Origin of the sequence: Enterobacter cloacae complex sp. IR5459 (assembly GCF_049238005.1) — a bacterium.
Lineage (GTDB): Bacteria > Pseudomonadota > Gammaproteobacteria > Enterobacterales > Enterobacteriaceae > Enterobacter > Enterobacter hormaechei_C.
The window spans coordinates 441,664-465,025 of record NZ_JBMKIG010000004.1 but is presented as its reverse complement, the minus strand read 5'-3'; the positions used below and the strand labels follow the sequence as shown (position 1 = coordinate 465,025).

Genomic DNA, 23,362 nt, shown 5'->3' with positions numbered 1-23,362 from the left:
TAACGCCAACAGCCGTCCGACGGGGGACACCACCGGCTACCTGGCAAACCCGAAGGAGGTGTGAGATGGGAAGTGGATGGCATGAATGGCCGCTGATGATCTTCACGGTCTTTGGGCAGTGCGTGGCGGGCGGGTTTATCGTTCTTGCGCTGGCGCTGTTAAAAGGGAACCTCAATACTGAACAGCAGCAGCGTTTAGTGTTAAGCATGTTTGGCCTGTGGGTGTTGATGGGCATTGGGTTTATCGCCTCTACGCTGCACCTGGGCTCACCGATGCGCGCGTTTAACTCCCTGAACCGCGTAGGTGCCTCTTCGCTGAGTAACGAGATTGCCAGCGGCGCAATCTTCTTTGCCGTTGGCGGGCTGGGGTGGTTACTGGCAGCGGTGAAAAAGCTGCCGTCAGGGTTACGCGCGTTGTGGCTCATCGTCACTATGGTACTGGGCGTTGTCTTCGTCTGGATGATGGTCAGGGTGTACAACACAATTGATACGGTTCCAACCTGGTACAGCGTCTGGACGCCGATGAGCTTCTTCCTGACCATGTTTATTGGCGGGCCCCTGCTGGGTTATCTGCTGCTGCGCGTGGCTGGCATTAATGGTTGGGCGATGCGCCTGCTGCCCGCGGTCTCGCTGCTGGCGCTGGTAATCAGTACCGTTGTCGCGCTCATGCAGGGAGCGGAGCTGGCGACCATTCACAGCTCTATCCAGCAGGCTTCGGCGCTGGTGCCGGATTACGGTTCGCTGATGGCCTGGCGTGTGGTGCTGCTGACGGCTGCGCTGGTGTGCTGGATTGCCCCTCAGCTTAAAGGTTACTCGCCTGCGCTGCCGTTACTGTCCCTGGCCTTTGTACTGGTGCTGGCAGGGGAGTTAATTGGTCGCGGCGTATTTTATGGTCTGCATATGACGGTCGGTCTGGCTATCGCCAGCTAATTTTAGATTTTGTTATAAAAAGCCGGGACATAGCGCCCGGCTTTTCTTTTTTCATTCATGAAATTTTTCGACTGATGTTTCGTTGTAAAAATTCCCGGAAATAAATAAAAACAAATAGATAATTAATATCAGTAGCAGGCTTTGCATTAGCAGGATGAGTTTTTTAAATCGACAAGGCGCATAACGTGCGTGACGCCTGAATCGGTGGATTGACTTTGTTTTTGCCAGTGGCATGATGCGCACGAAATCTGAACTTCCTCACGGTTTTTAATCCATGACCACCTATACCCGCCCGGTGCTTTTGTTGCTCTGTGGCCTGCTTTTGCTGACCCTGGCGATCGCGGTGTTAAACACACTCGTCCCGCTATGGCTCGCCCATGAAAACTTACCGACCTGGCAGGTGGGTATGGTTAGCTCGTCCTTTTTTACGGGCAATCTGCTGGGCACCTTATTAACGGGCAGCCTTATTAAGCGCTTTGGTTTTAACCGCAGTTATTATCTGGCGTCGCTGATCTTTGCCGTCGGCTGCGCCGGTTTAGGCCTTATGGTCGGCTTCTGGAGCTGGATGGTCTGGCGCTTTATTGCGGGCGTCGGCTGCGCCATGATCTGGGTGGTGGTTGAAAGTGCGCTGATGTGCAGCGGCACGTCCCGTAATCGCGGGCGTCTGCTGGCGGCCTATATGATGGTTTACTACGTCGGTACCGTTCTGGGACAGCTGATGGTCAGCAAACTGCCAACCGACCTGATGAGCGTGCTGCCGTGGGTGACGGGCATGGTGCTGGCGGCGATCCTGCCGCTGCTCTTTACCCGTATTGTGAATCAAAACAGCGAACATCAGGAAGCCACCCACGTCTGGCCGATGCTGAGACTGCGCCAGGCGCGTCTGGGGGTTAACGGCTGCATTATTTCCGGGATTGTGCTGGGCTCGCTCTATGGCCTGATGCCGCTCTATCTTAACCATCAGGGCGTCAGTGATTCCGGGATCGGTTTCTGGATGGCGGTGATGGTCAGCGCGGGGATTGTCGGCCAGTGGCCGATTGGCCGCCTGGCGGACCGCTTTGGTCGTCTGCTGGTGCTGCGCGTTCAGGTCTTCGTGGTCATCATGGGCTGTCTCGCCATGCTCAGCAACGCCGCGATGGCGCCCGCGCTGTTCATTCTGGGGGCTGCGGGCTTTACGCTCTATCCGGTCGCGATGGCGTGGGCCTGTGAGAAAGTTGAGCATCACCAGCTGGTGGCGATGAACCAGGCTTTATTGCTGAGTTACACTATCGGCAGTTTACTGGGGCCGACTTTTACCGCTATGCTCATGCAAAATTATTCTGATAATCTGCTGTTTATTATGATCGCCAGCGTGTCGTTTATTTATCTGCTAATGCTGCTGCGCAAAGTGGGCGAACATCCAACGCCAGTGGCCCATGCCTGATTTATTAAAAGCCTGTCGATGACAGGCTTTTTTGTCCCTGTCACATATAAGACTTTTACTGATTGTGAGTTTTTACTGCCTGGCGATAATTCCAATGAGTTCTCCCACTAAAAGGCAGCCATCATGTCTACTCGTCGTTTTTCCACTACCGCACTTGCCGTAGTGTTGGCTTTAACGTTTGCAACGGCTCCGGCCATGGCTAATCCTGGTAACGGGAATGGCGGTGGTCACGGAAACGGTGGCGGACAAGGTAATAGCGGCAATCATGGTAACGGGAACTCTGGTAACCATGGTAATAAGCACAATAACGGTCAGGATAACCCTGGGAAATCGGATAAGAGCTTTAAAAACAGCAAAGATGTCGGTAATGATGTGGATGCTCGCGTAAGCTTCGATCATGCCCGCCATCTGGCCCTGAATTACGGCTTAACGGGCTACGACTCTCTGCCTCCGGGTATTGCGAAAAACCTGGCGCGCGGTAAGCCACTGCCTCCGGGCATTGCGAAGAAAACCGTGCCAGCCGATATGCTGGGTCAGCTTCCTTCCTATCCGGGCTATGAATGGCGCGTGGTAGGTGACGACCTGGTCTTAATTGCGCTGAGTACAGCGATTGTGACTTCCGTTATTAACGGCGTCTTTAAATAGAATATAAAAAGGCCCGGTTTTCACCGGGCCTTTTCGTTAATACATGACCTTGTGGCCATACTGCTCAAGAATACCTTTGACGCGCTCCATCGTCTCTTTTTTCGGCGGCTTCACGCCATCGAGCTTGTACTCTTCACCCATCGCCACCCATTTATGTTTACCCAGCTCGTGATAGGGCAGGAGTTCGATTTTCTCCACGTTACCCATATCCCGGGTAAATTCACCCAGACTATGTGCAGAGTCATCATCATCTGACCAGCCCGGCACCACCACGTAGCGGATCCAGGTCTTGACGCCTTTGTTGGCAATGTATTTGGCAAATTCCAGGGTACGGTGGTTCGAGACGCCAACCAGATTCTGGTGGATCTCATCGTTCATCTGCTTGAGATCGAGCATGACCAGATCGGTCACTTCAAGCAGTTCATCAATAACTGGATCGTAACGGCGCACAAAGCCGTTGGTGTCGAGGCAGGTATGAATGCCTTCTTTGTGGCAGGCGCGGAACCAGTCGCGCACAAATTCAGCCTGAAGAATGGCTTCACCGCCGGATGCCGTCACGCCACCGCCGGACGCGTTCATGAAGTGGCGATAGGTCACCACCTCTTTCATCAGATCTTCTACGGTGACTTCTTTACCGCCATGGGTGTCCCAGGTGTCGCGGTTATGGCAGTACAGGCAGCGCATCAGGCAGCCCTGGAAGAAAGTGATAAAGCGGATCCCCGGGCCATCGACGGTGCCACAGGATTCAAAGGAGTGAATGCGACCAATAATTGACATTGCGGTGATATCTCCGAATTTGGCCCATCCGGGGGCCTATGTAGATGCACAGCTCAAAGGCTATGTCGAGTCTGTTTTGGCTGTTATCCATTAAGTATAGATAGCGGACAAAAGAGACTGATGAAGCGAGGGTGTTAAAAAGGCCCCACTTGCGTGGAGCCTTTATTGTACGCTTTTTAACGCGTGATTTCAGTCAATTCCACTTACATGGACTGAGTGAAAGTACGGGTAATAACGTCCTGCTGCTGTTCTTTCGTCAGGGAGTTAAAACGTACTGCGTAGCCAGATACGCGGATGGTCAGCTGAGGATATTTCTCAGGGTGTTCCATCGCATCGAGCAGCATTTCACGGTTCATCACGTTCACGTTCAGGTGCTGACCACCTTCGATGGACGCTTCGTGGTGGAAGTAACCATCCATCAGACCCGCGAGGTTAGTTTTACGCACTTCGTCGTCTTTACCCAGCGCGTTTGGCACGATAGAGAAGGTGTAAGAGATACCATCTTTCGCGTAAGCAAACGGCAGTTTAGCAACGGAGGTCAGAGAGGCAACCGCACCTTTCTGGTCACGACCGTGCATTGGGTTAGCACCTGGGCCGAATGGCGCGCCAGCACGACGACCGTCTGGGGTGTTACCGGTTTTCTTACCATACACAACGTTAGAGGTGATGGTCAGAACAGACTGAGTCGGGATAGCGTTACGATAGGTAGTGAGTTTCTGAATTTTCTTCATGAAACGTTCTACCAGGTCAACCGCCATGTCATCAACGCGAGCGTCGTTGTTACCAAACTGCGGATATTCGCCTTCGATTTCGAAGTCGATAGCCAGACCATCTTCGTCACGAATTGGTTTAACTTTCGCATATTTGATTGCAGACAGGGAGTCAGCCGCAACGGACAGACCTGCGATACCACATGCCATGGTGCGAATGACGTCACGGTCATGCAGCGCCATCAGAGAGGCTTCGTAGCTGTACTTGTCGTGCATGTAGTGGATAACATTCAGCGCGGTCACGTACTGTTTAGCCAGCCAGTCCATGAAGTGATCCATGCGATCCATGACTTCGTCATAGTTCAGCACGTCGCCTTTGATCGGTTCAGACTTAGGACCAACCTGCATTTTCAGTTTTTCATCAACGCCGCCGTTGATTGCGTACAGCATGGTTTTCGCCAGGTTTGCACGCGCACCGAAGAACTGCATTTGCTTACCAACAACCATTGGACTTACGCAGCAAGCGATAGCGTAGTCATCGTTGTTGAAGTCAGGACGCATCAGATCATCGTTCTCATATTGCAGAGAAGAGGTGTCGATGGACACTTTAGCGGCGAATTTCTTGAAGTTCAGAGGCAGTTTTTCAGACCACAGAACGGTGATGTTCGGCTCCGGAGAAGGACCCATGGTGTACAGGGTGTTCAGGAAGCGGAAGCTGTTTTTGGTTACCAGAGTACGGCCATCTACGCCCATACCGCCGATAGATTCGGTTGCCCAGATTGGGTCACCAGAGAACAGCTCATCATATTCTGGGGTACGCAGGAAGCGAACCATACGCAGTTTCATGACCAGGTGGTCAATCATTTCCTGAGCGTCTTGTTCGGTGATTTTGCCTGCTTTCAGGTCACGTTCGATGTACGCATCCAGGAAGGTGGATACGCGGCCGAAGGACATTGCTGCACCGTTCTGAGACTTAACTGCGGCCAGGTAGCCGAAGTAGGTCCACTGGATAGCTTCCTGAGCGTTGGTAGCAGGACCAGAGATATCACAGCCGTATTTAGCCGCCATCTCTTTGATCTGACCCAGCGCACGGTGCTGTTCAGCGATCTCTTCACGCAGACGGATAGTCGCTTCCAGGTTTACGCCGTTTTCCAGGTCAGACTGGAGAGAGACGAACTGCGCGTATTTGTCTTTCATCAGGAAGTCGATACCGTACAGCGCAACGCGACGGTAGTCACCGATGATACGGCCACGGCCATAGGCATCTGGCAGACCGGTCAGAACGCCAGATTTACGGCAGTTCAGAATGTCTTTGGTGTAAACATCGAATACGCCCTGGTTATGGGTTTTGCGGTATTCGGTGAAGATTTTTTTCAGCATTGGGTCCAGCTCGCGGTTATACGCTTTGCAGGAACCTTCAACCATTTTGATACCACCGAACGGGATGATTGCGCGTTTCAGTGGTGCTTCAGTTTGCAGACCAACGATTTTCTCAAGGGCTTTATTGATGTAGCCAGCATCGTGAGAAGTGATGGTAGAAGCAACGGAGGTGTCAAAATCAACTGGCGCGTGAGTGCGGTTTTCCAGTTTAACGCCTTCCATTACGCTGTCCCACAGCTTGGTGGTTGCGTCAGTCGCACCAGCCAGGAAGGATTCGTCACCTTCATACGGGGTATAGTTTTTCTGAATAAAGTCACGGACGTTGACTTCATTCTGCCAGTCACCTTTCGTAAAACCTTCCCAGGCTGTGGCTAACTTTTCATTAAGCTCGGACATGTAACACCTACCTTCTTAAGTGGATTTTTTATTTACTGCCTGAGACAACCATTAATGATGATCGCCGCCACGCAGGTAAATGACCCAGTATGTCAACCCAACTAACAGACCCCCACCGATAATGTTCCCGATAGTGACGGGGATCAGGTTATCAGTAATGAAGTTCATAATCGTCAGGTGTGAAAAACTTTCCGGGGTTGAACCTACAGCAGTCCAGAACTCCGGGCTTGCAAAGTTGCGGATAACAATCCCCATCGGGATCATGAACATATTCGCAATACTGTGCTCAAAGCCGCTGGCAACAAACATCGCAACCGGCAGAACCATAATCATGGCTTTATCCATCAGGCTACGACCAGAGTAGCTCATCCAGACCGCCAGGCAGACCATCAGGTTTGCAAGGATGCCGAGAGCAACGGCTTCGATAAATGTATGGTGCATTTTGTGGTCGGCGGTTTGCAGGACGTTAAGCCCCCAGCCGCCGTTGGCGGTCATATACTCGCCAGAGAGCCACATCAACAGAACAAAGAGCAGACAGCCAATCAGGTTGCCAACGTAAACGTTGAGCCAGTTGCGCCCCAGTTGACCCCAGGTAATTCTTCCGCTGGCTTTTGCCACAACAATCAGCACCGTTGAGGTGAAGAGGTCGGCGCCGCAGATGACGCAGAGAATCAGGCCCAGTGAGAAGCAAATACCACCAATCAGTTTCGCTATGCCGAAAGGCATCCCGGCAGTGCCGGTGGTGGCTGTGATATAGAAGACGAAAGCGATGGAGATGAACACCCCAGCCGTAATGGCCAGAAAGAACGTCGTCATCGGATGTTTCGTGGCTTTGTAGACACCCGCTTCTTCGGCAACTTTCGCCATCGCAGCGGGGAGTAATAGATCAAAAGGGTTGTCAGCTTTCACACTAACTCTCTCTTTATTAAGTCGGCGACGAGATACTAACAAAGCATTATAGAAGAGAAATTGATATAGATCATATCTCGCCTGGCTTATAGGCCCGCAGTGTGTATGCTTTTACAGCGAAAGCGGAGTAAGTATTTGATTATCCGTATAAAAATAAATTTTAAAAGTTATGAAAAGAGTTGAATTTTTTCCTTCAGCCTCCCATGGAACAGTTAATTAAAATGGAGTATTTATTATAATTAGTAACAGTAAAGCTCAGGTAAGCGTTTTTATATTTACCCGTGGTTAACTTAATTATTACAATTAAACGTCATTGCGGAAAAATAAAAAAAAGGGGCAATGAAATTGCCCCGTAATATAGCTCAGGCGATTGAATACGCCTACAGCCATTAATGTTATATGCGCTTATTTTGACCAGTAAGCGGCTTTTGCCTTCTGCAATTTTTCATACGCATTCAGCAGTGACTGATGCGCCGGGAAGGCTTTCAGATCGCTGTCAACCGCTTGCAGGCCGTAGAATGGTTCTTCACCGCTCAGCGCCGCGCTGGCAGCTTCAACGGCATCCGCACCGTACATACGCACAAAGGCGTTCAGATACTGCAATGGCTCGCGGTCGTCTTCCTGAGAAAGCAGGAGCAGCGTTTGCAGGCAACGGTAATAATTAGTGCGCTCGGCGGAGAAGACGGACTGGTTAAACTCCATCGTCCACTCGGTCCAGGCCAAAGCCTGATCCAGATCGCCGCCCGCCAGCGCCAGCATCGCTTTCAGCTCGCCGATGCGCAGGGTGTACCAGCCGTTATCTTTTCCGGTCGCCAGACCCAGCAGTTCGCGTACGCGGGTGAAATCATCATGGCCTTCTTCGTCCAGCTGGGCGATCAGGTTCAGATAATCCTCTTTCTCCCATTCGCTGCCCGGCAGAGCCAGCAGCGTTTCACGCAGATGCGCGCCCATGCTGTTGTTCGCCAGCCACAGATCTTCCGCCGGATAGATATCAGACATGCCAGGCACGATGATGCGGCACGCGTAAACGCCAAGATGCTCGTAGTCGGCAATGTACACTTCCTGGTCTTCCGCGTTAAAGATCGCCATCAGCGTCGCGAACTCTTCTTCCGTGGTACCGGCAAAGCTCCAGTCCACGAACGGATAGTCCGCGTCCTGCTTGAACATATCCCAGGAAATTAAGCCGCTGGAATCGATGAAGTGAGTTTCGAGGTTGGTATGCTCGGCCACTTCTTCATCGTCAAACGTTGGCGGCGTAAACACGTCGAGATCTTTCAGGCTACGGCCCTGGAGCAGCTCGGTAACGGTACGCTCCAGCGCCACGCCGAAGTCCGGGTGCGCGCCGAAGGAGGCGAAGCAGGTGCCGTTGGTCGGGTTAAACAGCACGACGCAGATCACTGGATACTTGCCGCCCAGCGAGCTGTCATACGCAAAGATTGGGAAACCTTCTGCTTCCAGCTTGGCGATGGATTCCACCACGCCCGGGTAGCGCGCCAGCACCTCTGCCGGAATTTCAGGCAGGCTGATGGATTCGGCAATAATGCGGTTTTTGATATGACGCTCGAAGACTTCAGACAGCCCCTGCACGCGCGCTTCATTGCGGGTGTTACCGGCGGACATGCCGTTAGACACATACAGGTTGCCGACGATGTTCATCGGGATATAGACGGTCTGCTCGTCAGACTGACGGGTAAACGGCAGGGCGCAAATACCGCGATCGTCGTTACCGGACTGCAGATCGATCAGCATGCTGGCGGTCAGTTCGTTTTCCGGATCGTAGAAGGCACGCAGGCGCGCGTCGAGAATTCCTTCCGGCAGTTCATCGTCTTCGGTCAGCGGGAACCATTTTTCGTTCGGATAGTGAACGAACGGGCCGTTGGCGATGGTTTCGCCCAGCCAGAAGTCAGCAAAGAAATAGTTGGTGGACAGACGCTCAAAATACTCACCCAGCGCGGAGGCCAGTGCCGCTTTTTTTGTCGCGCCTTTACCGTTGGTAAAGCACAGGGCACAGTCTTTATCGCGAATATGCACAGACCAGACATGCGGCACCGGATTGAGCCAGGAGGCTTCTTCGATGTTAAAACCCAGGTCGGTCAGTTTCTGCTGGAAGCGAGCGATGGAATCTTCCAGAGCGGCGTCTTTGCCGGGGATAAACGTTTGAGTCATGGCGTTCACTTTTATCGTACGTAAAGCGCGCAATGATACGGGTTTTGCGTGACGGGTGCTATCTCCGGCGAAAATAAAAGACTGGGCTATGCTTATTGTCAGTAACTCACTGTTAAGGCATAGAAAAATGAAAGCATTCGATCTCCAGCGGATGGCGTTTGATAAAGTCCCCCCTGAATTTTTAGGCGAAGTGGCGCTGCGTAGTCTGTATACCTTCGTTCTGGTCTTCCTGTTTCTTAAAATCACCGGTCGTCGCGGCGTGCGGCAGATGTCGCTTTTTGAAGTATTGATCATCCTGACGCTGGGTTCCGCGGCGGGGGATGTCGCCTTCTATGATGATGTGCCGATGGTGCCGGTATTTATCGTTTTTGTCACACTGGCGCTGCTTTACCGCCTTGTCATGTGGCTGATGTCGAAAAGTGAAAAGCTGGAAGATCTGCTTGAAGGGAAGCCGGTCGTTATCGTCGAGGACGGTCAGCTGGCCTGGGAAAATGTGCAAAGCGCCAATATGACGGAGTTTGAGTTCTTTATGGAACTCCGTCTGAGCAGTGTTGAGCAACTGGGGCAGGTGCGTCTGGCGATTATGGAAACGAATGGTCAAATCAGCGTTTATTACTATCCCGACGATGAGGTGAAGCCCGGTCTGTGCATCCTGCCGGATATGCTTATCGAACGATACAAAACTGTACCTGAAGCGGGGGAGTATGCCTGCATAAAATGTAGTCATGTGGTGGTCATGCAGGCGGGCGATCATCAATTATGCCCCCGCTGTACGAATCCAGAATGGACGAAGGTTAGCCGGGCTAAACGCATCACCTGACAGCGATTTTGTCGGTTTTGTGACAACGGTACGGCAGATTGTATTGTGTGACGAGTAACACATTTCTTCGGCCATCAGTTTTAGACATTGCGGCGCGTGTCACTGAATGATAAAACCGATATCCACAGTTATAACTTATGGCTTTTAGCGTGGTGAGGGGAAATGGCTCAAGTCTTTAATTTCAGTTCAGGTCCGGCAATGTTACCGACAGATGTGCTCAAACAGGCTCAACAGGAGCTGTGTGACTGGAACGGTCTGGGTACGTCGGTGATGGAAATCAGCCACCGGGGTAAAGCCTTTATTCAGGTGGCGGAAGAGGCAGAAAAGGATTTTCGCGATCTGCTGAACATTCCCTCGAACTACAAAGTTTTGTTCTGTCACGGCGGTGGACGCGGCCAGTTTGCGGGTATCCCGCTCAATCTGCTGGGCGACAAAACCACCGCTGATTACGTTGATGCGGGCTACTGGGCGGCCAGTGCGGTAAAAGAAGCGCATAAATATTGCACGCCGAATGTCATCGATGCCAAAGTGACCGTTGACGGTCTGCGCGCCGTGAAGCCGATGAGTGAGTGGCAGCTTTCTGACAACGCCGCGTATCTTCACTACTGCCCGAACGAAACCATTGACGGTATTGCCATTCACGAAGAGCCAGACTTTGGCGAAAATGTCATTGTGACGGCGGACCTCTCTTCAACCATTCTGTCCACCCCGCTGGATGTCAGCCGCTACGGCGTCATCTACGCGGGTGCCCAGAAAAACATCGGTCCTGCGGGCCTGACAATCGTTATCGTGCGTGAAGACCTGCTGGGGAAAGCCCATAAGTCTTGCCCGTCAATTCTGGATTACACCGTCCTGAACGACAACGATTCCATGTTCAACACCCCATCAACTTTTGCCTGGTATCTCTCCGGCCTGGTCTTCAAATGGCTGAAGCTAAAAGGCGGTGTGGCGCAGATGGATAAGATCAATCAGCAAAAGGCTGAACTGCTGTACGGCGTGATCGACAAGAGCGATTTCTACCGTAACGATGTCGCCAAAACTAACCGTTCGCGCATGAACGTGCCGTTCCAGCTGGCGGACAGCAACCTGGATAACGTGTTCCTTGAAGAGTCCTTCGCGGCGGGTCTGCATGCGCTGAAAGGCCACCGTGTGGTAGGCGGGATGCGCGCCTCTATCTATAACGCCATGCCGCTGGAAGGCGTTAAAGCCCTGACTGATTTCATGATCGACTTCGAACGTCGTCACGGTTAATTGGCTGTTTTTCACCCCCGCAGCGTTCCTGCGGGGTTTTTATTATGTTGAGTTGAGAGTTGAGTTTCATGGAATCCCTGACGTTACAACCTATCGCGCGGGTAGATGGCACCATTAATCTGCCTGGTTCAAAAAGTGTCTCGAACCGCGCTCTGCTGCTGGCAGCTCTGGCAAACGGCACCACCGTCCTCACTAATCTGCTGGACAGCGATGACGTGCGCCATATGCTCAATGCACTGAAAGCGTTGGGCGTTCAGTACGCGCTGCCTGACGATCGTACCCGTTGTGAAGTCACCGGTAACGGCGGCGCGTTACATTCTGCTGAAGCGCTGGAGCTTTTCCTGGGTAACGCCGGTACCGCGATGCGTCCTCTGGCCGCTGCGCTGTGTCTGGGGAGTAACGATATTGTGCTGACCGGTGAGCCGCGAATGAAAGAGCGTCCGATCGGCCATCTGGTGGATGCCCTGCGCCAGGGCGGCGCGCAGATTGATTATCTTGAGCAGGAAAATTACCCGCCCCTGCGTCTGCGCGGGGGATTCACTGGCGGCAATGTAGAGGTTGACGGTAGCGTTTCCAGCCAGTTCCTGACCGCGCTGCTGATGACCGCACCGCTGGCACCACAGGACACCGTCATCAGCATTAAAGGCGACCTGGTTTCTAAGCCGTACATTGATATCACCCTGCACCTGATGAACACCTTTGGTGTTGAGGTGGAAAACCAGTCTTATCAGCGCTTCGTGGTGCGCGGAGCGCAGCAGTATCAGTCCCCGGGCCACTACCTGGTTGAAGGCGATGCTTCCTCCGCCTCCTATTTCCTTGCCGCAGGTGCGATTAAAGGCGGTACGGTAAAAGTGACGGGCATTGGCCGCAACAGCGTGCAGGGCGATATCCGTTTTGCTGACGTGCTGGAAAAAATGGGCGCGGTGGTGACCTGGGGCGATGACTTCATCTCCTGTACCCACGGTGAGCTGAACGCCATTGATATGGATATGAACCATATTCCGGATGCGGCGATGACCATTGCTACCGCTGCGCTGTTTGCGAAAGGCACCACCACGCTGCGAAACATTTACAACTGGCGTGTGAAAGAGACGGACCGCCTGTTCGCGATGGCAACCGAGCTGCGTAAAGTGGGGGCCGAGGTAGAAGAGGGCGAAGACTACATTCGCGTCACGCCGCCGGCAAAACTGCAATTTGCAGAAATTGGCACCTACAACGATCACCGCATGGCGATGTGTTTCTCGCTGGTGGCGTTGTCAGATACGCCAGTCACTATCCTTGATCCGAAGTGTACGGCAAAAACGTTCCCGGACTACTTCGAACAGCTGACGCGCATTAGCACCCTGGCCTGATGATCGTATGCCGCATCACCTGATGCGGCATTTCCTTACGCTTTCTGACACTCATCCTCTTTCATTTCTTCTACACTCTGCTTCAATCATTCCGTAATTTGCACGCAAAGGTAACAGTTGCGCACGTTGGCGCGTATAATGCGCGGCGTTCATGTAAACGGTATGCCTTAATTAAGGAGAAAAAGATGACGGCAATTGCCCCGGTAATCACCATTGATGGGCCAAGTGGCGCAGGGAAAGGTACTCTGTGCAAAGCGATGGCGGAAGCATTGCAATGGCATCTTTTAGATTCGGGAGCAATCTATCGCGTGCTGGCGCTGGCTGCGCTGCATCATCATGTGGATGTTGCGTCTGAAGAAGCGCTGGTACCGCTGGCTGCGCATCTGGATGTGCGCTTTGTCTCGACCGATGGCAACCTTGAAGTGATCCTGGAAGGGGAAGATGTCAGCGGTGAAATCCGTACCCAGGAAGTGGCCAATGCGGCCTCTCAGGTGGCGGCTTTCCCACGCGTTCGTGAAGCGCTGTTACGTCGCCAGCGCGGTTTCCGTGAAGCGCCGGGGCTGATCGCCGACGGCCGCGACATGGGAACCGTGGTATTCCCTGATGCGCCAGTGAAAATTTTCCTTGACGCCTCTTCAGAAGAACGTGCCCATCGCCGCATGCTTCAGTTGCAGGAAAAGGGGTTTAGTGTTAACTTTGATCGCCTTTTATCCGAGATAAAAGAGCGCGATGACCGCGATCGTAACCGCGCCGTCGCACCACTTGTTCCCGCGCAAGACGCATTAGTGCTGGATTCAACCAGTTTAACTATTGAGCAAGTGATTGAAAAAGCGCTACAATATGCGCGCCAAAAACTGGCACTCGCGTAATCGCGACCGATTTAGCAGTACCCCCGCTGCAATGGATTGACGGCGGGTATGTGAAACAACCCCATCCGGCACGGAGCCAGGTGGACGTTAATATTAACCTGAAGATTAAACATGACTGAATCTTTTGCTCAACTGTTTGAAGAATCCTTAAAAGAAATCGAAACCCGTCCGGGTTCCATCGTTCGTGGCGTTGTTGTTGCTATCGACAAAGACGTTGTACTGGTTGACGCCGGTCTGAAATCTGAGTCTGCCATCCCGGCTGAGCAGTTCAAAAACGCCCAGGGCGAGCTGGAAATCAAGGTAGGTGACGAAGTTGACGTTGCTCTGGACGCAGTAGAAGACGGCTTCGGCGAAACCCTGCTGTCTCGTGAGAAAGCTAAACGTCACGAAGCATGGATCACGCTGGAAAAAGCTTACGAAGAAGCTGAAACTGTGGTCGGTGTTATCAACGGCAAAGTTAAAGGTGGCTTCACTGTTGAGCTGAATGGTATTCGTGCGTTCCTGCCAGGTTCTCTGGTAGACGTTCGTCCAGTCCGTGACACCCTGCACCTCGAAGGCAAAGAGCTTGAGTTCAAAGTAATCAAGCTGGACCAGAAGCGTAACAACGTTGTTGTTTCCCGTCGTGCCGTTATCGAATCCGAAAACAGCGCAGAACGCGATCAGCTGCTGGAAAACCTGCAGGAAGGCATGGAAGTCAAAGGTATCGTTAAGAACCTCACTGACTACGGCGCATTCGTTGACCTGGGCGGCGTTGATGGCCTGCTGCACATCACCGACATGGCGTGGAAACGCGTTAAGCACCCAAGCGAAATCGTGAACGTGGGCGACGAAATCACTGTTAAAGTGCTGAAGTTCGACCGCGAGCGTACTCGTGTATCCCTCGGCCTGAAACAGCTGGGCGAAGATCCATGGGTAGCTATCGCTAAGCGTTACCCAGAAGGTACTAAACTGACTGGTCGCGTAACCAACCTGACTGACTACGGCTGCTTCGTTGAAATCGAAGAAGGCGTTGAAGGTCTGGTGCACGTTTCCGAAATGGACTGGACCAACAAAAACATCCACCCATCCAAAGTTGTTAACGTTGGTGATGTAGTGGAAGTGATGGTTCTGGATATCGACGAAGAACGTCGTCGTATCTCCCTGGGCCTGAAGCAGTGCAAAAACAACCCATGGCAGCAGTTCGCGGAAACCCACAACAAGGGTGACCGTGTTGAAGGTAAAATCAAGTCTATCACTGACTTCGGTATCTTCATCGGCCTGGACGGCGGCATCGATGGCCTGGTTCACCTGTCTGACATCTCCTGGAACGTTGCAGGCGAAGAAGCAGTTCGTGAATACAAAAAAGGCGACGAAATCGCAGCAGTTGTTCTGCAAGTTGACGCAGAGCGTGAGCGTATCTCCCTGGGCGTTAAACAGCTTGCAGAAGATCCGTTCAACAACTGGGTTGCACTGAACAAGAAAGGCGCAATCGTAAACGGTAAAGTGACTGCTGTTGACGCTAAAGGCGCAACCGTAGAACTGGCTGACGGCGTTGAAGGTTACCTGCGCGCTTCCGAAGCTTCACGTGACCGCGTTGAAGATGCAACTCTGGTTCTGAGCGTTGGTGACGACGTTGAAGCTAAGTTCACCGGTGTTGACCGTAAGAACCGTGCAATCAGCCTGTCTGTTCGTGCTAAAGACGAAGCTGATGAGAAAGATGCAATCGCAACTGTGAACAAACAGGAAGATGCAAACTTCTCTAACAACGCAATGGCTGAAGCTTTCAAAGCAGCTAAAGGCGAGTAAGTTCAGGTTCGCACCATCATTTGAGCTGTAACGCATTTACAGCGCGAAGGATGGAGAGCAGACTTGACAGATTGCAGGATTCGTCCTGTAATCAATAACAAAGGGCGGCTACGGCCGCCCTTGTTTAATAAGCTGTTCAGCTAATGGGTTTGAAAGGAACCGGAGGAATCATGACCAAGTCAGAATTGATTGAAAGACTTGCCAGTCAGCAACCGCATATCCCTGCCAAGGCTGTGGAAGATGCCGTTAAAGAGATGCTGGAGCATATGGCTACCACTCTTGCCCAGGGCGAGCGCATTGAAATCCGCGGTTTCGGTAGTTTTTCCCTGCACTATCGTGCACCACGTACCGGGCGTAACCCGAAGACTGGCGATAAAGTGGAGCTGGAAGGAAAGTATGTTCCGCACTTTAAGCCGGGTAAAGAACTGCGCGATCGCGCCAATATTTACGGTAACTGAGTTTAATCATCAGGGTTAAACTGAGTTTAAAGAAAGCACCTTAGGGTGCTTTTTTTGTATCCCGCCCCTGCATTTCTGAATACGCGCCGCATTTAAATTTTCTCTTTACTGTAAACGCTAAAAAACGTTGCAGCGTCCGCTGTAAATCACGCCTTTTCTGTCTGACGACGCATCAGTCCCGCCGCATAATCGCCTGAAACATGGAGGTGAAGATGGGGATCCACGTTATCAGTATGTGCGCCATTCTGGCCATAATCCCGCTCTATTGGTTACCCGTTTTGCCAGATTTGCATATTGTCTGGTTGCTGATTGCCGCAGGAATTGCGTTATCAGTACAGCAGAGAAAATGGCTCAGGTTTTCAGGCCTCGCATTGCTTTTTATGTGCTGGGGGATCCTGGCCGCTCAGGAAAGCGTGTGGCCGATGAACCATTTAACGAAAGTTCCGCAGCAGGCCGAGGTGGTCATTACCGCAACGGACGGCGCAACGATGCATCAGGGAAGGATTATCAGCCTCAATGGAGAACGTGTGTGGGCTGCCATGGGCGTGGCGCTGTATGGCAACTATCTGCCGCAAAACGTCTGCGTGGGTCAACGCTGGGCAATGACCCTGCGGCTCAGGGCGGTACACGGAGAACTCAACGATGGCGGCTATGATTCACAGAAAAATGCCTTTGCCCGACATCAGACGCTGAGTGGACGGTTTACCCATGCGGCGCTCGTTGACGAAGGCTGTAGCCTGCGTGCGCAGTACCTGACATCACTACAGAGTACGCTTTCAGCATATCAGTGGGGACCCGTGATACTGGGGCTGGGAATGGGGGAGCGGCTGTCGGTCTCGCGGGAGATAAAAAACCTGATGCGTGAGACCGGAACGATGCATCTGATGGCAATCTCGGGATTGCATATTGCGCTGGCCGCTTCTGTCATCTGGTTTCTGGCGCGAGGCATCCAGTTCTTCCTGCCGGGCCGCTGGATTATCTGGCAAATCCCCTTGCTGGCAGGGCTGATTTTTGCCGCGTTTTACGCATGGCTAACAGGCTTACAGCCGCCTGCGCTGCGCACGGCTATCGCGCTTGTGGTACTGGCGGCATTAAAAATGAGTGGTCGCCAGTGGTCGCCCTGGCAGGTATGGCTTACCTGCGTGGCGGCGATCTTGGTTTTCGATCCACTGGCGGTCCTGTCACAAAGCCTGGCGCTATCAGCGTTTGCGGTCGCCGCGCTTATTTTTTGGTATCAGTGGTTGCCTCTCCCGCTCTGGCAACGTGGCCGGTGCCTGCGGCCGCTGGTTACGCTGTTGTATTTGCAGGTCGGTATGCTGCTGCTTCTGTTGCCGCTTCAGGTGCTGATTTTCCATGGTTTCAGTCTCTCCTCGCTGGCGGCGAATCTGTTTGCCGTTCCTCTGGTCACGTTTATCTCAGTTCCGCTGATCCTGCTCGGCATGTTTCTGCATCTGTTTCCGGTGGCGACGCTGGAAAGTATCGTCTGGCTGGCTGCCGATAAATCTCTGGCAGGGCTTTTCTGGCTATTGATGCGTTTACCGAATGGCTGGCAGGACGTTGATGAACGCTGGCAATACCTGACGTTACTGCCATGGCTGCTGATCATTGGCTGGCGATTCAGGGCCTTCAGCGCAGTACCCGCAGTCTGTCTGGCAGGCAGCGTGGTGCTGGCATTTCCCCTCTGGCACAGGGCCAAAACAGACAGCTGGTCCCTGCATATGCTGGATGTAGGGCAGGGGCTGGCGATGGTCATTGAGCGTCACGGGAAGGCCATTCTGTATGACACTGGGTTGGCATGGCCCGGTGGGGACAGCGGGCAGCAGCTGATTATCCCCTGGCTACGCTGGCATCATCTGAGGCCGGAAGGGGTGATCCTGAGCCATGAACATCTCGACCACGCGGGGGGACTGGCATCGCTAAAAGCTGCCTGGCCCGCAATGTGGATCAGAAGCCCCTTATCCTGGGCCGGGCATCTTCCTTGCTTTCGTGGAGAGCGATGGCAGTGGCAGGGTTTAACGTTCTCCGTGCACTGGCCACCCGAAAATACCTCGGCAAAAGGTAACAACCGCTCCTGCGTGGTAAAAATCGATGACGGCGAACAAAGCGTTTTACTGACCGGAGATATTGAAGGGCAGGCAGAACTGGCAATGCTGAGCCACCGCTGGCGTCAACTAGCGTCTACACTGATTCAGGTGCCGCATCATGGAAGTAACACGTCATCTTCAACACCGCTGCTACAGCGCGTGGAGGGACAGGTTTCGCTGGCCTCGATGGCCCGCTATAACGCGTGGCGTTTCCCTTCCATCAAAGTAGTCAGGCGCTATCGAACTGAGGGATATCTCTGGCTTGATACTCCGCAGTCCGGACAGATATCTGTGACGTTTTCGCACCAAAGTCGGCAAATTCGCCGCTTACGTGAACACTATTTACCGCGTTGGTATCATCAGTGGTTTGGCGCGCCCGTAGATAACGGGTAGAATATGCGGCTATTTCAACAAATGCTGGTTTTTTGAATGCATAACGACAAAGATCTCTCCACGTGGCAAACGTTCCGCCGGCTCTGGCCGATGATTGCTCCTTTCAAAGCAGGCTTGATCGTGGCGGGCGTAGCGTTAATCCTCAACGCAGCCAGCGATACGTTTATGTTATCGCTTCTCAAACCGTTACTGGATGACGGTTTCGGTAAAACGGATCGTTCAGTGCTGCTATGGATGCCGCTGGTGGTTATTGGGCTGATGATCTTACGCGGAATCTCCAGCTATGTATCCAGCTACTGCATCTCCTGGGTATCCGGTAAAGTGGTGATGACCATGCGCCGTCGGTTATTCAGCCATATGATGGGGATGCCGGTCTCATTCTTTGACAAGCAGTCAACCGGTACCCTGCTGTCGCGTATTACCTACGATTCAGAGCAGGTTGCGTCGTCCTCTTCCAGCGCACTGATTACCGTTGTGCGTGAAGGCGCATCCATCATCGGCCTGTTCGCGATGATGTTCTATTACAGCTGGCAACTGTCGCTGATCCTTATTGTGCTGGCGCCGATTGTCTCCATCGCGATCCGCGTGGTATCAAAGCGTTTTCGCAACATCAGTAAAAATATGCAGAATACGATGGGGCAGGTGACTACCAGCGCCGAGCAGATGCTGAAAGGCCATAAGGAAGTGTTGATCTTCGGCGGTCAGGAAGTCGAAACCAAACGCTTTGACAAGGTCAGCAACAGAATGCGTCTGCAAGGGATGAAAATGGTATCGGCCTCGTCGATTTCCGATCCGATCATTCAGCTGATTGCCTCTCTGGCCCTGGCCTTCGTCCTGTATGCCGCAAGCTTCCCGAGCGTAATGGAAACCCTGACTGCGGGTACCATTACCGTGGTGTTCTCATCCATGATTGCGCTGATGCGTCCGCTGAAATCGCTGACTAACGTCAACGCCCAGTTCCAGCGCGGGATGGCAGCCTGTCAGACGCTGTTCAGCATCCTCGATTCCGAACAGGAAAAAGATGAAGGTACACGCGTGATCGAGCGCGCTAAAGGCGACCTGGAATTCCGTAACGTGACCTTTACCTATCCAGGCCGTGAAGTGCCGGCGCTGCGTGATATCAGCCTGTCCATCCCGGCGGGTAAAACCGTCGCGCTGGTCGGTCGTTCCGGTTCGGGCAAGTCGACCATTGCCAGCCTGATTACCCGTTTCTACGATATCGACCAGGGCGAGATCCTGCTTGATGGTCACGACCTGCGGGAATATACCCTCCAGTCGCTGCGTAACCAGGTCGCGCTGGTCTCGCAGAACGTGCATCTGTTCAACGATACGGTGGCGAACAACATTGCGTATGCCCGTACCGAAGAGTACAGCCGTGAAGAGATCGAGAATGCGGCGCGTATGGCCTATGCGATGGACTTCATTAACAAAATGGATAACGGTCTGGATACGATCATTGGCGAAAACGGGGTGCTGCTCTCCGGTGGTCAGCGTCAGCGTATCGCGATTGCCCGTGCGCTGCTGCGCAACAGTCCGATTCTGATCCTCGATGAAGCAACGTCCGCACTGGATACGGAATCTGAACGCGCTATCCAGTCTGCTCTGGATGAATTACAGAAAAACCGTACCTCGCTGGTTATCGCGCACCGTCTGTCGACCATCGAACAGGCTGACGAAATCGTGGTGGTGGAAGATGGCGTGATCGTTGAACGCGGCAGCCATGCGGACCTGCTGGAACAGCGTGGTGTTTACGCGCAGCTTCATAAAATGCAGTTCGGTCAATGATTGCACGCATCTGGTCGGGTGAATCCCCTCTGTGGGTGCTGCTTCTCCCGCTCTCCTGGCTGTATGGCCTGGTGAGCGGTGCTATTCGTCTGCTTTACCGCCTTGGGATCAAGCGCGCCTGGCGCGCACCGGTACCGGTAGTGGTGGTCGGCAACCTGACGGCGGGTGGAAACGGCAAAACCCCGGTGGTGATCTGGCTGGTAGAGCAGCTCCAGAGGCGCGGTATCCGCCCGGGAGTTGTCTCACGCGGTTACGGTGGTAAAGCGGCGCAGTATCCACTGGTGCTGAGCCCAGCTACGACAACCGCTGAAGCCGGTGATGAGCCGGTACTGATTTACCAGCGTACCGGCGCGCCGGTTGCGGTATCGCCGGTGCGCAGTGATGCCGTGAAGGCACTGCTTGCGGAGCATGATGTACAAATCATCATTACCGATGATGGTTTGCAGCATTACGCGCTGGCGCGTGATAAAGAGATCGTGGTCATTGACGGTGTGCGGCGTTTTGGCAACGGCTGGTGGCTTCCAGCCGGTCCAATGCGCGAGCGTGCGTCGCGCCTGAAAACCGTCGATGCCGTGATTGTGAACGGTGGTGAAGCCAGAGCGGGCGAAATCCCGATGCTTCTTCGTCCCGGACAGGCCGTAAATATGCTGACCGGCGAGCGTAAAGACGTCGCGCAGCTGGATCGTCTGGTTGCGATGGCCGGTATAGGTCATCCGCCGCGTTTCTTCGCAACGCTGGAGCAGTGCGGCGCGCGGCTGGAAAAACGGGTGCCGCTGGCCGATCACCAGGCGTTAGTTGCCGAAGAGGTTGAAAGGCTGGCAGCGCCGGGCCAGACGCTGATCATGACGGAAAAAGACGCGGTAAAATGCCGGGCCTTTGCGAAAGAAAACTGGTGGTATCTGCCGGTTGACGCTGAACTCAGCGGCGAACAGCCGGAACATTTGCTCAAGGAACTGCTCGCGTTAGTGCAGTAACTTCTACGCGGTTCCGGTGGCGCTTTGACTGACAGGAAAACGCATGTCTCTACCGCAACTCTCACTTGCAGCCGCACGAAACCTGCATCTTGCCGCCCAGGGGCTTCTGAAAAAGCCCCGCCGCCGCGCGCAGCCAGCTGATATCCTCTCTACCGTGCAACGCATGTCGTTGCTGCAAATCGACACCATTAACATCGTGGCGCGTAGCCCGTATCTGGTCCTGTTTAGCCGCCTGGGAAACTATCCTCCGCAGTGGCTGGATAATGCGCTGAGTCAGGGCGAACTGATGGAATACTGGGCGCATGAAGCCTGTTTTCTCCCGCGCAGCGATTTTGCACTGGTGCGTCACCGCATGCTCGCCCCGGACAAAATGGGCTGGAAATACCGCCAGGAGTGGATGGTGGAACACGCGGATGAAATAGAACAACTGATTGCCCATATTCAGAAAAACGGTCCGGTACGCTCCGCGGATTTTGAACACCCGCGAAAAGGCGCCAGCGGATGGTGGGAGTGGAAACCGCACAAACGCCATCTTGAAGGGCTGTTTACGTCGGGCAAAGTGATGGTGGTCGAGCGCCGCAACTTTCAGCGCGTCTATGACCTCACGCACCGCGTTATGCCTCACTGGGACGATACGCGTGACCTGCTGTCTCAGGAGGTAGCCGAAGCCATCATGCTCGGGAACAGCGCCCGCAGCCTTGGCATCTTCCTCCCGCAGTGGCTGGCGGATTATTATCGTCTGCGTCAGCCGCAGCTAAAACCACTGCTCGAAACGTGGCAGCGCGAACAGCGCGTCATGCCGGTCTCGGTAGAGTCGTTAGGTGAAATGTGGCTGCATGCGGATTTGTTCCCTCTGCTGGCGCAGGCGCAGGAGGGCAAACTCCAGGCGACCCACAGTGCCGTGCTGTCGCCGTTCGACCCCGTTGTCTGGGACAGAAAGCGGGCCGAACAGCTGTTTGATTTCAGCTACCGTCTGGAATGCTACACCCCGGCGCCCAGGCGTCAGTATGGTTATTTTGTTTTGCCGCTGCTGCACAAAGGACAGCTTGTCGGGCGCATGGACGCTAAAATGCACCGTAAAACCGGCATGCTTGAAATTATCGCGCTCTGGCTGGAAGAGGGCATAAAGGTGACGGCTGGCCTGGAAAAAGGGTTAACGACTGCGCTCAGTGAATTTGCGCGCTGGCAGGGGGCGCATGAAATTGTACTCGGTCGCGTGCCTGTGGAGCTGTTTGCGACCTGTCGAGATGGCTGGGAAACAGACACTCCCTGAAAAGGGAATATGATAAGCTTTAGGGATTACCCATACGGAGGAACTATGGATCACCGTTTACTAGAAATTATTGCCTGCCCGGTGTGCAACGGCAAACTGTATTACAGCCAGGATAAACAAGAGCTGATTTGCAAACTGGACAGCCTGGCGTTCCCGCTGCGTGACGGTATTCCGGTCCTGCTGGAAAAGGAAGCCCGTTCACTGGTGGCAGAAGAGATCAAACCATGAGTTTTGTTGTCATTATCCCTGCGCGTTATGCTTCAACGCGCCTGCCAGGTAAACCGCTGGTGGATATCAATGGCAAACCGATGATTGTGCATGTCCTTGAACGGGCACGCGAATCGGGCGCCGGACGTGTCATCGTCGCCACCGATCACCCGGATGTCGCGCGAGCGGTTGAGGCCGCGGGTGGGGAAGTGTGCATGACCCGTGCCGATCATCAGTCAGGCACCGAGCGCCTGGCGGAAGTCGTCGAAAAATGCGGTTTCAGCGACGAGACGGTGATTGTGAACGTGCAGGGCGATGAGCCGATGATCCCGGCGGCGATTATCCGTCAGGTGGCCGACAACCTGGCTCGGCGTCAGGTCGGGATGGCAACCCTCGCGGTGCCGATTCACCACGCTGAAGAGGCGTTCAATCCGAATGCGGTGAAAGTGGTCATGGACGCAGAGGGCTACGCGCTCTATTTCTCCCGCGCTACCATTCCGTGGGATCGCGATCGTTTCGCGCAATCGAAAGAGACAATCGGCGAAACCTTCCTGCGCCACATCGGTATTTACGGCTACCGCGCCGGCTTTATTCGTCGCTACGTCGCCTGGGCACCAAGCCCGCTGGAGCATATTGAAATGCTCGAACAGCTTCGCGTGCTGTGGTACGGCGAGAAAATTCACGTTGCGGTTGCCCAGGAAATCCCAGGCACCGGCGTGGATACCCCTGAAGATCTCGAGCGCGTACGCGTCGAAATGCGTTAATTCGCTGGCATC

19 protein-coding genes and 1 pseudogene are annotated in these 23,362 nt (G+C 53.6%); 16 read left to right on the top strand and 4 right to left on the bottom strand.

The window, feature by feature from the left end; genetic code table 11:
* From ACOTX4_RS11710 to ACOTX4_RS11695, 4 genes and pseudogenes are all read left to right on the top strand, one after another.
* Window positions 1-64: pseudogene (locus ACOTX4_RS11710) on the top strand (dimethyl sulfoxide reductase subunit B); the annotation flags it as partial.
* A gap of 1 nt (window position 65) precedes the next feature.
* Window positions 66-929, top strand: a complete 864-nt coding sequence (locus ACOTX4_RS11705) for a dimethyl sulfoxide reductase anchor subunit family protein (protein ID WP_003858256.1) — start codon at window positions 66-68, stop codon at window positions 927-929.
* A gap of 274 nt (window positions 930-1,203) precedes the next feature.
* Window positions 1,204-2,352 carry an MFS transporter gene (locus ACOTX4_RS11700; RefSeq protein WP_003858254.1) on the top strand — a complete coding sequence of 383 codons (1,149 nt, stop codon included), beginning with the start codon at window positions 1,204-1,206 and terminating at the stop codon, window positions 2,350-2,352.
* Window positions 2,353-2,475: 123 nt separating this feature from the next.
* On the top strand, window positions 2,476-2,997 hold the full coding sequence (locus tag ACOTX4_RS11695) for an anti-virulence regulator CigR family protein (RefSeq protein WP_022650721.1): 522 nt from the start codon (window positions 2,476-2,478) through the stop codon (window positions 2,995-2,997).
* Between the two features lie 36 nt (window positions 2,998-3,033).
* Here the strand turns inward: ACOTX4_RS11695 and pflA are convergent, their stop codons facing one another.
* The 4 genes from pflA to ycaO form a co-directional block, all read right to left on the bottom strand.
* Complete coding sequence (gene pflA, locus ACOTX4_RS11690; RefSeq protein WP_063937860.1) at window positions 3,034-3,774, bottom strand: pyruvate formate lyase 1-activating protein; 741 nt, start codon at window positions 3,772-3,774, stop codon at window positions 3,034-3,036.
* Between the two features lie 203 nt (window positions 3,775-3,977).
* A complete protein-coding gene (pflB, locus tag ACOTX4_RS11685; RefSeq protein WP_023315750.1) occupies window positions 3,978-6,260 on the bottom strand; it encodes a formate C-acetyltransferase in 2,283 nt (760 codons plus the stop codon).
* A 51-nt stretch (window positions 6,261-6,311) separates the two neighbouring features.
* Entirely contained in the window at window positions 6,312-7,169 is an 858-nt protein-coding gene (gene focA / locus ACOTX4_RS11680; protein WP_017384832.1) for a formate transporter FocA, read from the bottom strand.
* Between the two features lie 405 nt (window positions 7,170-7,574).
* Window positions 7,575-9,335 (bottom strand): 30S ribosomal protein S12 methylthiotransferase accessory factor YcaO, encoded by a 1,761-nt coding sequence (gene ycaO / locus ACOTX4_RS11675; protein WP_045331500.1) that lies wholly within the window; start codon window positions 9,333-9,335, stop codon window positions 7,575-7,577.
* A 127-nt stretch (window positions 9,336-9,462) separates the two neighbouring features.
* Between ycaO and ACOTX4_RS11670 the strand changes: the two genes are divergently transcribed.
* The 12 genes from ACOTX4_RS11670 to kdsB all read left to right on the top strand — a co-directional run bounded on the left by ACOTX4_RS11670 (window position 9,463) and on the right by kdsB (window position 23,350).
* The gene (locus tag ACOTX4_RS11670) at window positions 9,463-10,155 is read left to right on the top strand and encodes a DUF421 domain-containing protein (RefSeq protein WP_003858241.1); all 693 of its coding nucleotides are present in this window, start codon (window positions 9,463-9,465) and stop codon (window positions 10,153-10,155) included.
* Window positions 10,156-10,317: 162 nt separating this feature from the next.
* Entirely contained in the window at window positions 10,318-11,406 is a 1,089-nt protein-coding gene (serC, locus tag ACOTX4_RS11665) for a 3-phosphoserine/phosphohydroxythreonine transaminase (RefSeq protein ID WP_421635380.1), read from the top strand.
* A 68-nt stretch (window positions 11,407-11,474) separates the two neighbouring features.
* On the top strand, window positions 11,475-12,758 hold the full coding sequence (aroA, locus tag ACOTX4_RS11660; protein ID WP_063937856.1) for a 3-phosphoshikimate 1-carboxyvinyltransferase: 1,284 nt from the start codon (window positions 11,475-11,477) through the stop codon (window positions 12,756-12,758).
* Window positions 12,759-12,943: 185 nt separating this feature from the next.
* Window positions 12,944-13,627: a (d)CMP kinase gene (gene cmk, locus ACOTX4_RS11655; RefSeq protein ID WP_003858236.1), complete on the top strand. Its 684-nt coding sequence runs from the start codon at window positions 12,944-12,946 to the stop codon at window positions 13,625-13,627.
* A 111-nt stretch (window positions 13,628-13,738) separates the two neighbouring features.
* The gene (gene rpsA, locus ACOTX4_RS11650; RefSeq protein WP_421635379.1) at window positions 13,739-15,412 is read left to right on the top strand and encodes a 30S ribosomal protein S1; all 1,674 of its coding nucleotides are present in this window, start codon (window positions 13,739-13,741) and stop codon (window positions 15,410-15,412) included.
* Between the two features lie 170 nt (window positions 15,413-15,582).
* On the top strand, window positions 15,583-15,870 hold the full coding sequence (gene ihfB, locus ACOTX4_RS11645) for an integration host factor subunit beta (RefSeq protein ID WP_003858233.1): 288 nt from the start codon (window positions 15,583-15,585) through the stop codon (window positions 15,868-15,870).
* Window positions 15,871-16,082: 212 nt separating this feature from the next.
* A complete protein-coding gene (locus ACOTX4_RS11640) occupies window positions 16,083-18,347 on the top strand; it encodes a ComEC family protein (protein ID WP_003858231.1) in 2,265 nt (754 codons plus the stop codon).
* A 36-nt stretch (window positions 18,348-18,383) separates the two neighbouring features.
* A complete protein-coding gene (msbA, locus tag ACOTX4_RS11635) occupies window positions 18,384-20,132 on the top strand; it encodes a lipid A ABC transporter ATP-binding protein/permease MsbA (protein ID WP_003858227.1) in 1,749 nt (582 codons plus the stop codon).
* The gene (gene lpxK / locus ACOTX4_RS11630) at window positions 20,129-21,106 is read left to right on the top strand and encodes a tetraacyldisaccharide 4'-kinase (protein ID WP_032657937.1); all 978 of its coding nucleotides are present in this window, start codon (window positions 20,129-20,131) and stop codon (window positions 21,104-21,106) included. The genes msbA and lpxK overlap by 4 nt, the downstream gene beginning before the upstream one ends.
* 43 nt (window positions 21,107-21,149) lie before the next feature.
* Entirely contained in the window at window positions 21,150-22,379 is a 1,230-nt protein-coding gene (locus ACOTX4_RS11625; RefSeq protein ID WP_003858222.1) for a winged helix-turn-helix domain-containing protein, read from the top strand.
* Between the two features lie 45 nt (window positions 22,380-22,424).
* On the top strand, window positions 22,425-22,607 hold the full coding sequence (ycaR, locus tag ACOTX4_RS11620; RefSeq protein ID WP_063937854.1) for a protein YcaR: 183 nt from the start codon (window positions 22,425-22,427) through the stop codon (window positions 22,605-22,607).
* On the top strand, window positions 22,604-23,350 hold the full coding sequence (gene kdsB, locus ACOTX4_RS11615) for a 3-deoxy-manno-octulosonate cytidylyltransferase (RefSeq protein ID WP_003858218.1): 747 nt from the start codon (window positions 22,604-22,606) through the stop codon (window positions 23,348-23,350). Before ycaR ends, kdsB begins: the two co-directional genes overlap by 4 nt.
* The last annotated feature ends 12 nt before the right edge of the window (window positions 23,351-23,362 follow it).

What these genes read in the sequence shown, in the direction of transcription:
- ACOTX4_RS11705 (WP_003858256.1), top strand. Translation starts at nt 66, where the DNA reads ATGGGAAGTGGATGGCATGAATGGCCGCTGATGATCTTCACGGTCTTT.
- ACOTX4_RS11700 (WP_003858254.1), top strand. Translation starts at nt 1,204, where the DNA reads ATGACCACCTATACCCGCCCGGTGCTTTTGTTGCTCTGTGGCCTGCTT.
- ACOTX4_RS11695 (WP_022650721.1), top strand. Translation starts at nt 2,476, where the DNA reads ATGTCTACTCGTCGTTTTTCCACTACCGCACTTGCCGTAGTGTTGGCT.
- pflA (WP_063937860.1), bottom strand. Translation starts at nt 3,774, where the DNA reads ATGTCAATTATTGGTCGCATTCACTCCTTTGAATCCTGTGGCACCGTC.
- pflB (WP_023315750.1), bottom strand. Translation starts at nt 6,260, where the DNA reads ATGTCCGAGCTTAATGAAAAGTTAGCCACAGCCTGGGAAGGTTTTACG.
- ycaO (WP_045331500.1), bottom strand. Translation starts at nt 9,335, where the DNA reads ATGACTCAAACGTTTATCCCCGGCAAAGACGCCGCTCTGGAAGATTCC.
- ACOTX4_RS11670 (WP_003858241.1), top strand. Translation starts at nt 9,463, where the DNA reads ATGAAAGCATTCGATCTCCAGCGGATGGCGTTTGATAAAGTCCCCCCT.
- serC (WP_421635380.1), top strand. Translation starts at nt 10,318, where the DNA reads ATGGCTCAAGTCTTTAATTTCAGTTCAGGTCCGGCAATGTTACCGACA.
- aroA (WP_063937856.1), top strand. Translation starts at nt 11,475, where the DNA reads ATGGAATCCCTGACGTTACAACCTATCGCGCGGGTAGATGGCACCATT.
- cmk (WP_003858236.1), top strand. Translation starts at nt 12,944, where the DNA reads ATGACGGCAATTGCCCCGGTAATCACCATTGATGGGCCAAGTGGCGCA.
- rpsA (WP_421635379.1), top strand. Translation starts at nt 13,739, where the DNA reads ATGACTGAATCTTTTGCTCAACTGTTTGAAGAATCCTTAAAAGAAATC.
- ihfB (WP_003858233.1), top strand. Translation starts at nt 15,583, where the DNA reads ATGACCAAGTCAGAATTGATTGAAAGACTTGCCAGTCAGCAACCGCAT.
- ACOTX4_RS11640 (WP_003858231.1), top strand. Translation starts at nt 16,083, where the DNA reads ATGGGGATCCACGTTATCAGTATGTGCGCCATTCTGGCCATAATCCCG.
- msbA (WP_003858227.1), top strand. Translation starts at nt 18,384, where the DNA reads ATGCATAACGACAAAGATCTCTCCACGTGGCAAACGTTCCGCCGGCTC.
- lpxK (WP_032657937.1), top strand. Translation starts at nt 20,129, where the DNA reads ATGATTGCACGCATCTGGTCGGGTGAATCCCCTCTGTGGGTGCTGCTT.
- ACOTX4_RS11625 (WP_003858222.1), top strand. Translation starts at nt 21,150, where the DNA reads ATGTCTCTACCGCAACTCTCACTTGCAGCCGCACGAAACCTGCATCTT.
- ycaR (WP_063937854.1), top strand. Translation starts at nt 22,425, where the DNA reads ATGGATCACCGTTTACTAGAAATTATTGCCTGCCCGGTGTGCAACGGC.
- kdsB (WP_003858218.1), top strand. Translation starts at nt 22,604, where the DNA reads ATGAGTTTTGTTGTCATTATCCCTGCGCGTTATGCTTCAACGCGCCTG.